Consider the following 13,768-nt stretch of genomic DNA (forward strand, 5'->3'; position numbering starts at 1 on the left):
ATAGTGACCTTTCGACTATAATTCTAAGCCTAAATATCAGCCAAACATAAGCCGAACACAATTAAATCCAACCATCCCCGACAACGGATACTATTTCTCTAGGATAGCTCATATGTCCCCTATATATACTGCATTGGCTGTACTGGTTACCTTTATCTGGGGCGTAAATTTTACTTTTATTGCGTGGGGTCTTGAGAGCTTTCCACCATTGATGCTTACCGCCCTGCGTTTTTTCTTTACTGCTGTGCCACTGGTATTGTTTCTAAAGCCGCCTAAATTCAACCGTACCTTGTTTATTTATGCCATCGGTACATTTGTTATGCAGTACGCCTTTGTATTTACAGCGATGCATCTGGGTTCATCCCCGGGGCTGACGGCACTACTGCTACAAATTCAGATTTTTATCACGGTATTGCTAGCGTACTTTATATTGGGTGAAGCAGTCAGCCGTATGCAAATCGTCGGTATGTTGGTCGGTGTACTAGGACTCAGCGTGATTGCGTTAAACCTTGGCGGTGATATGCCTTTGGCAGGGTTCATCTGCATTTTGATTGCGGCCATCGGTTGGAGCTTTGGTAATATTGCCTCCAAGCAAGCATCAAAACAGGCCTCAGAAAAAGCGTCAGAGCAAACGGCTCTAAAAGCGATGCAGCAAGGAATGAGGGTATCTGTTGCTACATCTAGCACTGGAAAAAATAAAGCCTCTGCTCTGTCTGCGCTAGCGCTGGTAGTCTGGGGCGGTCTCATTGCTTGCGTGATGTTAACGATATCTTCCCTTATCTTTGAGACTGATGCATGGCAGATGGCGACGTTTACTGAAGCATCACTCAAGTCTTGGCTCTCACTTGGGTTTATCGTCTATATCTCAACCTTGATTGGCTTTGGCCTGTGGGCACACTTACTCAGTCAAAATACCGCGTCCAAGGTTATGCCGTTTGCACTATTAGTGCCCGTATTCGGTATGGTGACCTCAGTACTACTCACAGGAGAAGTGGTGACGTGGTGGAAAATGCTGGCCATGATGTTGATTTTGTCGGGGCTATTATTAGCAAATGTGAAGATAAAAATGAAAAGAAAGGCTATTTGAACGGTTACTCATTTTTATCTTGACTCGCTATTACCGTCCAGTTAAGGTTTATTCATAGTAATTAAATTACCCACCGTGACTCATACTAGTAAGAAATCAATCTATATCAGCTTTGTTTTATATACGTCATATTTATAAGGTGGCCCCTGCTCTTAAGTTTACTGCCCTTAAGTTTACTGCCCTTAAGTGTTAAGTCACAACCGACATGGAAGTCGAAAACTGACGTGGTTTGCTCTGTCATTAGCAAAAAGTACAGAGCGCACCGTAGTCTACAAACTTTGAGGTGATTTGCATGCGTATAGACATACCGACTTACTATGATCGTCTACTGCAGAAACTCTCAAAACTGATGGTTTCACCTCGATTATGCTTTGCGTTTTTTCTATTCATCATCATTATTATCTCGCTGTTATTCACTGGTTGCGCAAAACGAGTCTGGAACAAGCCTATTATAGATAAGAGCACTGCTCGTTATGATTTCCATAACAACCTCCCAAAAAACTCAGACGAAGTCTTTGTTGTACTTGCCTTTTCTGGCGGTGGTACACGGGCAGCAGCACTCAGCTACGGGGTACTAGAAAAGCTCCGTGATACACCAGTAACTATCAATGGCGTAGAGCGCCGATTATTAGATGAGGTAGATGTCATCTCTTCGGTATCTGGCGGGAGCTACACGGCAGCTTATTATGGGCTATTTGGCGATGACATTTTTGAGAAATTTGCTCCAGAATTCTTGTATGAAGATTGGCAATCACGACTGATTAGACTTGCGATACGTCCGAAAAGCCTAATAGCGATGAGCAGTTCTGAATACAACCGTGGAGATCTGGTGGCTAACAACTTACACAATAGTTTATTTCAACAAAAGACCTTTGCTGATATGAGCCGTGGAAAATTGCCTTATGTTATCCTAAATGCAAGTGATTTAAACAACGCCATGACTTTTTCATTTACTCAGCAACAGTTCGACTTTTTGTGTTCGGATTTATCAAGCTACCCAGTTGCCAATGCGGTGATGGCCTCTTCCTCAGTCCCTGGCATCTTTGCCCCTATTGCCCTACACAACTTTTCTGATTGTTCGCAGCGCTCGCAGCCTTGGGTTAATAACGCACTAAATCAAGACAGTCATTTGCCGCGTAGTTATGCGATAGCTCGCGCACTAGATAGGTATTCGCAGCCAGAGCGGATGCCAGTAGTGCGATTGGTAGATGGCGGGGTAACTGATAATCTAGGTGTGCGCGGCTCAATGATGAGTCCTGTGACCCAATATGGCGATGTGCCCAACATGGCAGGTGCCTTCAGTCCTGCAAAATTACGCCAAGTCAGACAAGTACTGGTCGTTGTAGCCAATGCTCAGACCTATTCAGAGCATGAGTGGTCAGTAGAAAATAAAGACCCGAGTTTTCTTGATACCATTTCAGCGGCGAGTGAAGTCGCACTAGGCACACTAAATAACGAAACTGTCTCATTGGCCAAAAAAGAATTTTTACAATGGGGAGAGCATGTAAATGCTCAGCGACCTGCAAGTGCGCCTCAGGTAGAAGTGCATTTCTCCGTATTAACCTTTGATCAAGTCAAAGATAAAACAGAGCGTGCAAAGTTCGATGCCATGCCGACCACTTTTCATTTACAACCTGAACAAGTAGATGATCTACGCTATTTGGGCAGTGATTTACTTGAACAATCTAAAGAGTTTCAAAATTTCCGCAATGCCCTCCAATAACCGTCATCGTGCTTGCCAATAACTAAGTATGCGTGACTGTCAAAATTTCTTAGCAGCATCATGACTGATAGCATGCCAGCCTATATTTATCGCTTTTCTCTATCTCTGCCTGCTATATCCGCCTCATTTCTATTCGAACTGAACATTCATAACGTGCTTGTGGTTACAAGTAATATTGAACGATTACTCAAAATTACTTGAATGACTGTTCAAGACCTTTTATCGTAGAAACGATACATATTGGGGTTTTTAATATTGGCAGGTAGTACACGATAGTCTTGAAGATCACCCATATTCTTCAATATCCCTACCGTATACATAAGTGGCCGTCTATCTCCAATGTATTACGACTGGATAACAACCAAAATTAAAAACGTCAAAAAAATAATAACGATTCAAACCTGGAAAAGGAATGACTACTATGAACAAATATATGGCTGGAATAATAGCTGCTTTTATCGCGACCATCGTTATGTCGCTACTTCTCATGCTAAAAAGTGCAATAGGCCTCATGCCTGATTTAGATATTATTGCGATGCTTGCATCGATGATGGGTGGCAGTCACATAATAGCGTGGATTGCTCACTTTATGATCGGATCGATCGGCTATGGTATCGTCATGGCATTGATAGCAGGTACGGATAGAAGTAAAAACTTTACGCTGACTGGTGCAATGGTAGGTGCAATTGGTTGGTTTATGATGATGATTGCTATCATGCCCATGATGGGCAATGGCTTATTTGGTTTATCTATGCCAAGTGGCATCATGATTCCAATCGCCACTCTTATGCTACATCTCGTATTTGGTGCAGTATTGGGCAAAGTTTATGCCAAGCTGGTTGCCGCACACTAAAAACTTAAACACCAAGCAGCTATAAGAATTTTTGGTTGAAACTCGATATCAAAAATCAACATTAAAAGTATAAACTTAAGTGCACTTGGAATTATTTGAAATACGCTGCTAACGATGACCACTAAAACACTCGGCCATCATTAGCAGCTTTTTATTTTCTGCAGCTTTTTTTATCGTTATCGTAAGTCATCCACGACAGCCAGCATTGCTATCAGTGATGCTTCCCCTAATTTGATAGAACGCTCGGGTGACCAACCCATCTCTTCATCGGGCAGATTATCATTGTCTTTAAATGGCATCTCTAACGTATTAGCGAGGCAATCAAAACGCTCTGCTACCCAATTGGTGGCAACGGTCATATTGGCAGCACCCGGCGCATCAATCTCATAACCAATCTCAGACTGAAAATCAGCACTGGCTAACTTTAATACGTCTGAAAACTTATCACGTAGTCCAGCAAGACGGTCACTGTAGCTTGGCGTCCCTTGTGAACCAGCGAGGAATACGTACGGCAATGCTTCATCGCCATGCACATCATAAAATAGATCCACGCCTGTCGCTTCCATTTTATGAATCACATGAAATACTTCAGGGCTTTTGTCTAAGCTTGGACTTTGCCATTCACGGTTTAGGTTGGTTCCGACAGCGTTAGTACGCAAGTGACCACGTACACTGCCATCAGGGTTCATATTAGGAACAATATAAAAATTGGCCTTGTCTAACAACTGTTTGCCAGTCGCATTATCGCTATCTAACAAGCTATACAACAAACCCTCAATGAGCCATTCAGCCATCGTCTCACCTGGATGCTGACGAGCAGTAATCCATATATTACGCTTACTAGCATTTCCATCTCCGATTTTGACTAGGGTCAAGTCACGCTTATCAAGCGTTTCGCCTAGATGCTCTAAGGTCACTAGCGGATGCACTTGCACAGCGGCCAATAAATCTTGATGACGCTCATAGCTATAAGGCGCAAAATACGCAATCTGAATGGTTTCGCATTCTAACTCTGCCACGATGGTCAATTTGCCATCTTTGTAAGACGTTGGCAGACGGAACCAATGCTGACGATCATAAGAAGCCACCGCTTGGTAGTTCTCCCAACCCTCCAGATAAGAGGCCTCTCCTGCATTCAGAATATTGAGAACATACTGCTCACCTATTTGACCTGACAGACGAAAGTTAAACCACTGAAAGAACTCGCCACCAACATCTGGGCGAATCGCTAATTGAATGTCTTTTTTGTCATCTGCATTAATAATGTCAATGTTGCCTGCATCAAAATTAGCCGTGATATGCATAGTTATTCCCTAATTGGTTTTTATGATTGTGTTTTAAGTATTATGCTCGTTATCAACTTACTATTTTACCTATTGCCTTTTAATAATCTCTAGCTTTATATTGGGCACTAGACATACATTTACTTGGTCATTACCAGCTCGTTTTCAAGGCAATCATCTATCAATTTATCTATTCAGATTGAATATCTATCGTTGACTACTAAAAGATTAAACGTCCTCCAATAACTCGACACTCACTTGAAAGTAATCATCGTCCTTTATAGTAATACTGACGTTACCGTTATGCGCCCCAACGATAGACTGTACGATAGATAGACCCAAACCTGTTCCTGTATGGCGATCTATTGTTTTGTGATGTCGATAGAAGCGCTCAAACAACTTATCTGCCTCACTTTGTGTCAATGGCTCATCTAATCGGTTGGTGATGGTCATTCGTAAAATAGCTTGTTTTGATTGTTGAAGACTGCTTATCGTTGTGCCCACCATCTCATCTGAGTTTACTCTATCTGCCCTAATGGTTATAACGCTATCTTGAGCAGCATAATAAATCGCATTCGATATCAGATTAGCAAAGAGCCTTTGTAATAAACTTTTATCTCCTAAGACAGCGCTGAACTCACCTTTGGTTTCAATAGCGATACCTCGGTCTTCTGTAATCATTTCGTAGTAATCAACGAGCTTGGTGATTAAACTGTCCGTATCCACATGACTGATTTGCGAGTCACTCAATCCTTTTTGGGTTTTTGCCAGCAGCAGCATATTATTTATCATGGCCGACAGCTGCTCTAACGTGTCATGCTGATGATGTAGCTGCTCAATGTATTCATCACCAGCTCTTGGTTTATTTAACATGACTTGCGTTTGCGTACTGAGTGTCGCTATTGGAGTGCGCAGCTCATGAGCGATATTGTCTGAAAACCGAGACAATGACTCAAAGTTACTTTCAAGCTTGGCCATCATCGAATTGTAAGATTCTGCTAATGGTCGCAGCTCTAACGGCATATCGCTGACCGTGACTCTATCATCCAATCTGTCAGGATTCATTGTTTTCATTTTTTGGACGATGGTCGCCAAAGGGGCAAAACCCCAGTACACACCCAACGCCGCTACTGAGACGAGCAACAAGGTAATCGCGAACAAAATCATACTAAGCTGACGATTGAACTGTAATAAATACTGATGATGCACATCTATAGGCAGTGCGATAAGCGCAAGCATTTTATCGTCTTCAATGACCATTGCTCGATAGTATCGACTGTTGATATTCATCACAAACTGTTGCTTATCATTATCTTGTTTCAGTGATGACAGATTAAACCCCTCTCCTAGCTCTTGAGCAAAGTTATTGGGTGTACTAGACAGTATCTGCCCTTCTTTATTAGCGATAATGGTTTTTAGATCGTAATCTAGCCAAGAAGAATGCTGATGATCAGCTTCATCTGATATCACTGCGGTAGAAGTATCTCCATCAGGCATTACGTCAGGTGCCGCTCTTAGCGGCTGTTGACTATTCAATGGATTTTGAGAGATTGGTAGGGTTTGGGAAGTTATAGGGCTACTAGGTTCTATCACTCGCTTACGTAAGTTAAAAGCCGCATGAGTCATAATCTCAGCGTCCATTTGCTCGAAATGGCCTTTAACAGAACGCTGTATCCATATATAAACAATAACCTGTGATATAACAACAAATATCGTGAGCAACAACACAGTACGCCATAATAGTGGCAAACGCCGATTATCAAACCTATATTTCATATTAGACATTGCCAGCTTCGTGAGATGGTTTGCTATCAAGCGCTGTATCGACAGCCTCTAACCGATAGCCCATACCGCGTACTGTATGAATCAGCTTTGCGTCATGATCATCGTCTATTTTTATACGAAGACGCCTTATCGCCACATCAATCACATTGGTATCATTTTCAAAGTTCATATCCCATACTTGGGAGGCGATGATTGAGCGTGGAAGCACTTCACCGCGGCGCTCTAATAAAAACTGTAGTAAGGAAAACTCTTTTGCCGTGAGCTTAATAGGCTTATCTCCTCTATGCACCGTGCGCTTGCCAATGTCCATCTTGAGATCCGCTATTTGCATAATCGTACTTTGATAGTCGGCTTGATTGGCACGTCGTAATAAGCTTTTCATCCTGACGATCAATTCTGCAAAGGCAAAAGGTTTGGTCAGATAATCATCACCACCAATCTCAATCCCTTTTATCTTGTCACTTAAGTCATCTTTTGCGGTTAGAAATAGCACAGGCGTATGCTTGCCTGCCGCTCGGTAATTACGCACCAGTTCAAAACCACTAACGTCAGGTAGCATCACATCCATCAATATCACGCTAAATTCTTCCGTCATCAATGCATGATAGCCGTCTAATCCTGTTAGCTGATGATCCACGATAAACCCAGCCTCGGTTAAGCCTTTTTTTATATACTCGCCAAGCTTCAATTCATCTTCTACCAGCAGTACTTTCATTGTAATTCCTCAATACGGTCATGATTGTTTAACGTTCTAACCAGCACAGGTGACAACATTGATGGGTAGCTGACAAAGATGTCATGTGCTCGTAATCAGACTGTCAGTTTTATTTTGCTAATCTATATAAACGGTACATAGGTGCTCGTTTTCGATACCTAGCTACTATCCAATCCCTAGCTACTATGAATTATTTTTATCGGTAATCAATGTAAACAACTTACAAAAGAGGTTTTATATGAAAATTCATGGTTCATTCAAAAAAGTAGTACTGCTATCAGTCTCTGTACTTATTGGTACTACCACTGCCAATGCGCATACGACTGATCTAAGTACTTCAATCATCAACAACTGCGACGCTGTGACTGAGTTTGCAAAAAACTTGGATCATAACGATGCTCAGCTCTCAAATTCACAAATGAAAAGCTATATCGATGCGAGGGTGGCTTGTGAGATTGAACACAAAGATCAACATCTACAGTCTGAAAAATACTTTATCAATAAATATGGTAGCGATAAGTAACATCAGCTCTGATGTCATACTAAAGGATTATTGACAACATTAAAAACCATAAATATTAAGATGACAGAATTGTAATCTTACCGTCATCTCTCTGTCAGAATCACTAAAGTATGCTTTAAAGTAACTTAATATATTAAAGTCTTTTCGACTACATACCAAATCAAATAAGGATTTACCATGTCACTATTCAAATCAATGCCACTGCTCAAATCAATGCCACTGTCTAAATCAATCGTAGCAACTGCTATAGCCTTAGTTGTTTCAACCTCTGCGTTGGCACACGATCCCAAAATGCACGCTGAAAAAGACCAAATGAACTGTGAGAAAATGCAAAAGCATATGCAGATGATGCAAAAAATGGATCATAGCAAAATGGATATGAATGATCCTGCTATGAAAGCCATGATGGCTAACATGAGCAAAATGAAAGCGATGTACCAAAAGCACTGTGTGAGCAGCGATAGCGACTCTTAAATATCAATTTATAAGTTCAATACTATAGTCAGTTCAATATAATTTCGATACAAGGAAACCGAGTGCAAGTTATACATTAGTATGCTTAGCGAGGATGACGCTGTAGCGGATTTATATAGACTTGACTATATTGTTAGAGAAGCTGATCAAGCAGTAATGGGATATTAAAGAAAATGGATTTTTAGGACAAACCTATGAAGTTCTTGTTAGGAATACTTTTTACTGTCTTTGTCGCTATTACGGGTATTTTTATTACTGTGACTAGTGGCATGATAAATATCGGTGCTGATCGAGCTCATAGTCCGCTGGTTTACGATTTTTTAGAAACTGCCCGCACACGCTCAATTGAACATGCCAGTAAGAATATTTTGGTTCCCAATTTAAAAAAGGCGGAAATGATCAGCTCGGGCGGTGCAGATTACAAAGATATGTGTGCAGGCTGTCATTTGTCTCCCGGCGTCAACAGCACAGATTTAAGTAGCGGTATGTACCCAAAGCCTCCTAACTTTACTGAGGCGGATGTCGTTAAGCGCTATCAAACCGAGGCTGGTGCCAGACAAAGCTTTTGGGCGATTAAACATGGCATTATGGCGTCTGGCATGCCCGCTTGGGGCGCTACTCACGATGATGACAGGATATGGGCAATGGTCGCTTTTATTAGATCGTTACCTGACCTAAATGAAAGCCAGTACACCATGCTAACGACTCGGTTAGACGATAGTATGTTGGATATGTCGTTTGATGGTGGGATGGATATGTCAGGTGATGGATCCGAGATGCAACATTGATTTTTTGTACAAAATGCAGTGCTCAATAGTGCTGCTTTTTGCGATTTGAGTTTTAGGCTTTACTAGTACTATTTTGTCCAGTGATGTGGCTCTAATTTTTATAGTATTTAATCGTCAGACAGACGCTCGGGAGTGGTTTTATGAATAGATTTATTAATGAACATAATCTGATATCTGGCCGTGTGCTCTCGGCGATCGTGGTATTGCCGTTATCGTTAACGATTGCCGCTTGTAGTCAACCTAACTCCGCTGCTGCTGACTCAACACCAGCGACTGAGCCAACTGTTGCTACGCAAAACGTGCAAACTACGCACACGGAGCAACCAACAGCTGAAATAATGCCAGTCAGCGCTCCTTCAGATACCCAATCAACTATCTTAAAAAATATCTCAGCCACCGTCTATAAAGACGCCAATTGTGGCTGCTGCAAAGAATGGGTCGGTTATGCCGAAGGTCATGGTCTAAACGCAACCGCACAGAATGTCGAAGACGTGTCCTTGTTTAAAGAGCGATACAGCGTACCGCAGCAAATGCGCTCTTGCCATACCACCGTCACTACTGATGGCTACGTATTTGAAGGTCATGTCCCTGCTAAGTATATGGCGCAGTTCCTAAAAAACCCACCAAGTGATGCGATCGGTCTTGCCGTACCGAGCATGCCAGTTGGTAGCCCTGGTATGGAATATCAAGATAAATTTATGCCGTATAAAGTGATGCAGCTTAACAAAGATGGCTCAACAGCTATTTATGCAACTATTGACTCACCGCAGCAGCAAATCTAGCTTGGTTGTCGTTTAAATAGCTTATCCAGCTCTATTAATAAGCGGCCAAAGACATAGGCTTAGCTGATAAACATATAGACTCAACTCTCACTTTATGGATATAAATCAGGTGAATTATTATGAACAAAACTATGCTTAACCGCAGGCGTTTTTTGACAGGATCTTCTACCTTGTTAGGGGCATCCATGCTGTCCACCCTACCGTCTATTGCCAATAGTGCGCTCGGTAAAGGCCAACAGAATGTAGCCGTCAACAGTGATAAAGCTGACCATATCGTACCTATCTTAACTGGGAATGAGTTTGACCTGTATGTCAGCAAGAAGCACGTTACTGTCAATGGCAAGTCGAGTATGGCAACACTGATTAATGACTCGCTACCAGCACCAACGCTAAAGATGCGTGAAGGCGATACCGTAACTATCCGTGTTCATAATCAGATGAATGAGTCAACCTCTATCCATTGGCATGGCTTGCTGGTACCTTTTGAGATGGATGGCGTACCAGGTATCAGTTTTGATGGCATTCCCGCGAACAGCACCTTTATTTATAAATTCAAACTTAAACAATCAGGCACCTATTGGTATCACTCACACAGTGGCTTTCAAGAGCAAACCGGTATGCTCGGTGCTATTGTCATTGAACCAAAAGGCCGTGAGCGTCATCCTATCGAAGAAGACCATGTGATCGTGCTGAGTGATTGGACTCATCGCGATCCACACAATCTCTTGAAGTTGCTCAAACAGCGCGCTGACTTTGATAATTATCATCTGCCAGATTTCAAAAAACTATTGTCTGATATTGCCGCAACAGATTTAGAAGCCGCTTATGACAAGCGCAAAATGTGGAATCAGATGCGTATGATGCCGACGGATTTTACTGATTTATCTGGCGAAAAAACCTTTACCTATCTGATGAATGGTAAGACCACAGCCGCTAATTGGACACAACTAGTAAAAGCAGGACAGCCTGTTAAATTACGCTTTATCAATGCTTCAGCGCAGACCATTTTTGATGTGCGTATACCGGGTCTCAAAATGACTGTGGTAGCAACAGATGGTATTGATGTCGCACCCGTTGCGATTGATGATTTCCGCATTGGCGTGGCTGAGACCTATGATGTCATCGTCACGCCTACTCAAGACGCACATACGATATTTGCCCAAAACATCGATCGTTCAGGCTATGTCGCGACCACGCTTACAACCAAAAAAGGTGCGCGAGCTGCCATACCTGCTATGGACAAGATCGAATGGTTGACCATGGCAGATATGATGGGTGCGATGGGTGATAAAGGCTACAAAGCAAAGCACGCTAAGACCGAATATGACTTTAAATCTGATATGCGTGTCGACAGTCCACGTATGAACCTCGATGATCCCGGTATTAACCTGCGCAATATTGATAGGAAGGTCTTGACTTATGACCAATTACGTTCCGTGGATGAGGCTATATTTGCAGAGCAGCGCAAGCCTACTAGAGAGATTGAAATACATCTGACTGGTAACATGGAGCGCTATATTTGGGCCTTAGATGGTGTCATGTTTAAGGATGCAACGCCTGTCAATATTAAGCCTAACGAACGCGTACGTATTACCTTAGTCAATGACACGATGATGAACCATCCTATGCATCTGCATGGTATGTGGAGCGACTTGCGCACGCCATCTGGAGATTTTCAGGTACGTAAACACACGATTGTGGTTCAGCCAGCGCAAAAGATTAGCTTCGATGTGACGGGAGAAGTTGGACGATGGGCATGGCATTGCCATCTGCTTTATCACATGGAAGCCGGCATGTTCAGAGAAGTTGCCGTCGTTTAACAAACCTTCGAATATGAGGCTTATTATGAAAATATCTAAGAAAAATCTGTCATTCATTGGTTTGTCATCGCTAGTCTTGCTCACATCCTCTTTGGCAACAGCTGCTGAGATGTCGAGTATGGATCACAGTGGCATGGATATGTCAGGCGATATGTCTGATATGGATCACAGTGGCATGGACATGTCAGATGATATGTCTGATATGGACCACAGCGGCATGGATATGTCGGGTGATATGTTTGATATGGACCACAGCGGCATGGATATGTCGGGCGATATGTCTGATATGGATCACAGTGGCATGGATATGTCGAGTGATATGTCTGATATGGACCACAGCGGCATGGATCATGGCAGTATGGATATGTCGGGCATGCAAGGTGGGCAGCCACCAGCTGATGCTCGCAGTCCAGACTATTCAAATGGGGTTCCATACGGGCAGTATGGTAAGCCAATGATGATGGGCAGCATGCCATTATGGGGAGTCTCAGTAGACGACTTGGGCTATCAGTTTGATGAAGATCAAATCAACTTCGAAGCGACGGGTTGGTACGGTACTGATAGCAATCGTATAAGACTACGCACGGAAGGTAGTGCTCAGACTAAAGATGATAAAGAAATCGATAACTTGAGCTCGCTTGCTTATTGGAAACCACTGAGCATTTTCTGGAATGGTGAAGCTGGTGTCGCTTACGATACTGAAAACGATAACGCTGCCCTTATGGCAGGCATTGTAGGCACCGCGCCGTATTTTATCGAAACGGATGCGAGAGCCTACTTATATACCGATGGTCAACTTCGTCTTGATTTGGGCGCAGAGTACGAATGGCGTTTAGATCAGCATTGGGTTGTCATACCGGAGGTTGGATTGACTGCCTTTAGTAAAGATGACCATGATAATGGTATTACCAAGGGCTTTAATGAGATGGAAACTGAGGTCAGGCTGACTTACGAAACGTTCAATCGCCAGCTAGCCCCTTATGTGGGGGTTAGTTATGAGACAGCGCTTGGCAAGGCTCGTGGCCAACGACGTCAAGAAAATGAATCGGTTGATAGCAGTAGTTTGACTGCGGGGGTTAAATTCTGGTTTTAACTGTCTACCCATTTTAATTTAACAAAACAATGGAGGTCATATCATGGAAGCTGCTAAGCAAAAAAATATGAACCCTTATGTAAAATTCACTTTAATGATTCTGACATCGACTGTCATCATGTATATCATGATGTACTTCAATACCTACCAGTGGGATCACATTTACTTTAGTGAAACCCGAGCTTATATGGCGCTATACATGGGTGCCGGTATGGCAGTCGTCATGTTGGCATTTATGACCAATATGTATAAAAAGACCAAGGTCAATTTGATGATCTATGGTCTAAGTGTATTGATGTTTGCAGTTGGTATCTGGGGCGTTAGATCTCAAGCGACTGTCGATCAAGTCGATTGGATGCAGGCGATGATACCGCATCACTCGATTGCCATTCTCACCAGTAGCCGCGCTGATATTGAAGATCCGCGTGTGCAACAGCTTGCTGATGATATTATAAAAGCCCAAAAGCGTGAAATTGATGAAATGAAGCAGTTGATTGATGAGCTTGAATAAGAGAATGGTGTACCAGTGAACGCTGCGAAAAGTGATCACTTTTTTCTGCTCAGACGTTCAATGACCCAGCCTGCTACTGGAAAAGACACCAGCTGTGTCAATGGAACGAGTATGATGGTTTCAATTAACACCACCACCGGTAGGCTTAAACCCTGAGTTATAGGCTTCAATAACGTTAATACAATTAGGAGCGTTGGATAAAGTCCGACATATCCTATCAGTATGCGTATAAGTCTGTCTTTGGAATTTTTATTCATTGTATGATACCGACTGATAATTAAGCCTCTGCTTATATAAAAGCGTTAAATTTATAAATAGAAATAAGGCCATT

14 protein-coding genes are annotated in these 13,768 nt (G+C 42.5%); 10 read left to right on the plus strand and 4 right to left on the minus strand.

What is annotated here, in order from left to right; all coding sequences use genetic code 11:
• Positions 1–112 precede the first annotated feature (112 nt).
• The 3 genes from V6252_RS04135 (at position 113) to V6252_RS04145 (ending at position 3,663) form a co-directional block, all read left to right on the plus strand.
• On the plus strand, positions 113–1,087 hold the full coding sequence (locus V6252_RS04135; RefSeq protein WP_341609390.1) for an EamA family transporter: 975 nt from the start codon (positions 113–115) through the stop codon (positions 1,085–1,087).
• A 292-nt stretch (positions 1,088–1,379) separates the two neighbouring features.
• A complete protein-coding gene (locus V6252_RS04140) occupies positions 1,380–2,810 on the plus strand; it encodes a patatin-like phospholipase family protein (protein ID WP_341609391.1) in 1,431 nt (476 codons plus the stop codon).
• Between the two features lie 421 nt (positions 2,811–3,231).
• Positions 3,232–3,663: a DUF6789 family protein gene (locus tag V6252_RS04145; protein ID WP_341609392.1), complete on the plus strand. Its 432-nt coding sequence runs from the start codon at positions 3,232–3,234 to the stop codon at positions 3,661–3,663.
• A gap of 176 nt (positions 3,664–3,839) precedes the next feature.
• Here the strand turns inward: V6252_RS04145 and V6252_RS04150 are convergent, their stop codons facing one another.
• From V6252_RS04150 to V6252_RS04160, 3 genes are all read right to left on the minus strand, one after another.
• On the minus strand, positions 3,840–4,967 hold the full coding sequence (locus tag V6252_RS04150; protein ID WP_341609393.1) for a M14 family metallopeptidase: 1,128 nt from the start codon (positions 4,965–4,967) through the stop codon (positions 3,840–3,842).
• A gap of 207 nt (positions 4,968–5,174) precedes the next feature.
• Positions 5,175–6,722: an ATP-binding protein gene (locus V6252_RS04155; RefSeq protein WP_341609394.1), complete on the minus strand. Its 1,548-nt coding sequence runs from the start codon at positions 6,720–6,722 to the stop codon at positions 5,175–5,177.
• A gap of 1 nt (position 6,723) precedes the next feature.
• A complete protein-coding gene (locus V6252_RS04160) occupies positions 6,724–7,446 on the minus strand; it encodes a heavy metal response regulator transcription factor (RefSeq protein WP_057760064.1) in 723 nt (240 codons plus the stop codon).
• 238 nt (positions 7,447–7,684) lie between these two features.
• Here V6252_RS04160 and V6252_RS04165 point away from each other — a divergent pair, with 238 nt between their 5' ends.
• From V6252_RS04165 to V6252_RS04195, 7 genes are all read left to right on the plus strand, one after another.
• Positions 7,685–7,969 (plus strand): hypothetical protein, encoded by a 285-nt coding sequence (locus V6252_RS04165; RefSeq protein ID WP_075107097.1) that lies wholly within the window; start codon positions 7,685–7,687, stop codon positions 7,967–7,969.
• Positions 7,970–8,146: 177 nt separating this feature from the next.
• Positions 8,147–8,443 carry a hypothetical protein gene (locus V6252_RS04170; RefSeq protein WP_298810851.1) on the plus strand — a complete coding sequence of 99 codons (297 nt, stop codon included), beginning with the start codon at positions 8,147–8,149 and terminating at the stop codon, positions 8,441–8,443.
• 194 nt (positions 8,444–8,637) lie between these two features.
• Positions 8,638–9,231 carry a cytochrome c gene (locus tag V6252_RS04175; protein ID WP_341609395.1) on the plus strand — a complete coding sequence of 198 codons (594 nt, stop codon included), beginning with the start codon at positions 8,638–8,640 and terminating at the stop codon, positions 9,229–9,231.
• A 140-nt stretch (positions 9,232–9,371) separates the two neighbouring features.
• Positions 9,372–10,013, plus strand: coding sequence for a DUF411 domain-containing protein (locus V6252_RS04180; protein ID WP_341609396.1), 642 nt, complete (start codon positions 9,372–9,374; stop codon positions 10,011–10,013).
• 119 nt (positions 10,014–10,132) lie between these two features.
• Positions 10,133–11,833 carry a copper resistance system multicopper oxidase gene (locus V6252_RS04185; protein WP_425355847.1) on the plus strand — a complete coding sequence of 567 codons (1,701 nt, stop codon included), beginning with the start codon at positions 10,133–10,135 and terminating at the stop codon, positions 11,831–11,833.
• Between the two features lie 25 nt (positions 11,834–11,858).
• Positions 11,859–12,926: a copper resistance protein B gene (locus V6252_RS04190; protein ID WP_341609397.1), complete on the plus strand. Its 1,068-nt coding sequence runs from the start codon at positions 11,859–11,861 to the stop codon at positions 12,924–12,926.
• 43 nt (positions 12,927–12,969) lie between these two features.
• Positions 12,970–13,437 carry a DUF305 domain-containing protein gene (locus V6252_RS04195; RefSeq protein ID WP_224737935.1) on the plus strand — a complete coding sequence of 156 codons (468 nt, stop codon included), beginning with the start codon at positions 12,970–12,972 and terminating at the stop codon, positions 13,435–13,437.
• Positions 13,438–13,472: 35 nt separating this feature from the next.
• Here the strand turns inward: V6252_RS04195 and V6252_RS04200 are convergent, their stop codons facing one another.
• Positions 13,473–13,694 (minus strand): hypothetical protein, encoded by a 222-nt coding sequence (locus V6252_RS04200; protein WP_341609398.1) that lies wholly within the window; start codon positions 13,692–13,694, stop codon positions 13,473–13,475.
• Positions 13,695–13,768 lie beyond the last annotated feature (74 nt).

The sequence above is a fragment of the Psychrobacter proteolyticus genome (genome assembly GCF_038155145.1).
GTDB lineage: Bacteria > Pseudomonadota > Gammaproteobacteria > Pseudomonadales > Moraxellaceae > Psychrobacter > Psychrobacter proteolyticus_B.

Bases quoted from the DNA above. Each gene is read 5' to 3' on its own strand.
- V6252_RS04165 (WP_075107097.1), top strand. From the start codon at position 7,685: ATGAAAATTCATGGTTCATTCAAAAAAGTAGTACTGCTATCAGTCTCT.
- V6252_RS04190 (WP_341609397.1), top strand. From the start codon at position 11,859: ATGAAAATATCTAAGAAAAATCTGTCATTCATTGGTTTGTCATCGCTA.
- V6252_RS04195 (WP_224737935.1), top strand. From the start codon at position 12,970: ATGGAAGCTGCTAAGCAAAAAAATATGAACCCTTATGTAAAATTCACT.
- V6252_RS04140 (WP_341609391.1), top strand. From the start codon at position 1,380: ATGCGTATAGACATACCGACTTACTATGATCGTCTACTGCAGAAACTC.
- V6252_RS04155 (WP_341609394.1), bottom strand. From the start codon at position 6,722: ATGAAATATAGGTTTGATAATCGGCGTTTGCCACTATTATGGCGTACT.
- V6252_RS04135 (WP_341609390.1), top strand. From the start codon at position 113: ATGTCCCCTATATATACTGCATTGGCTGTACTGGTTACCTTTATCTGG.
- V6252_RS04175 (WP_341609395.1), top strand. From the start codon at position 8,638: ATGAAGTTCTTGTTAGGAATACTTTTTACTGTCTTTGTCGCTATTACG.
- V6252_RS04150 (WP_341609393.1), bottom strand. From the start codon at position 4,967: ATGCATATCACGGCTAATTTTGATGCAGGCAACATTGACATTATTAAT.
- V6252_RS04170 (WP_298810851.1), top strand. From the start codon at position 8,147: ATGTCACTATTCAAATCAATGCCACTGCTCAAATCAATGCCACTGTCT.
- V6252_RS04145 (WP_341609392.1), top strand. From the start codon at position 3,232: ATGAACAAATATATGGCTGGAATAATAGCTGCTTTTATCGCGACCATC.
- V6252_RS04200 (WP_341609398.1), bottom strand. From the start codon at position 13,694: ATGAATAAAAATTCCAAAGACAGACTTATACGCATACTGATAGGATAT.
- V6252_RS04160 (WP_057760064.1), bottom strand. From the start codon at position 7,446: ATGAAAGTACTGCTGGTAGAAGATGAATTGAAGCTTGGCGAGTATATA.
- V6252_RS04180 (WP_341609396.1), top strand. From the start codon at position 9,372: ATGAATAGATTTATTAATGAACATAATCTGATATCTGGCCGTGTGCTC.
- V6252_RS04185 (WP_425355847.1), top strand. From the start codon at position 10,133: ATGAACAAAACTATGCTTAACCGCAGGCGTTTTTTGACAGGATCTTCT.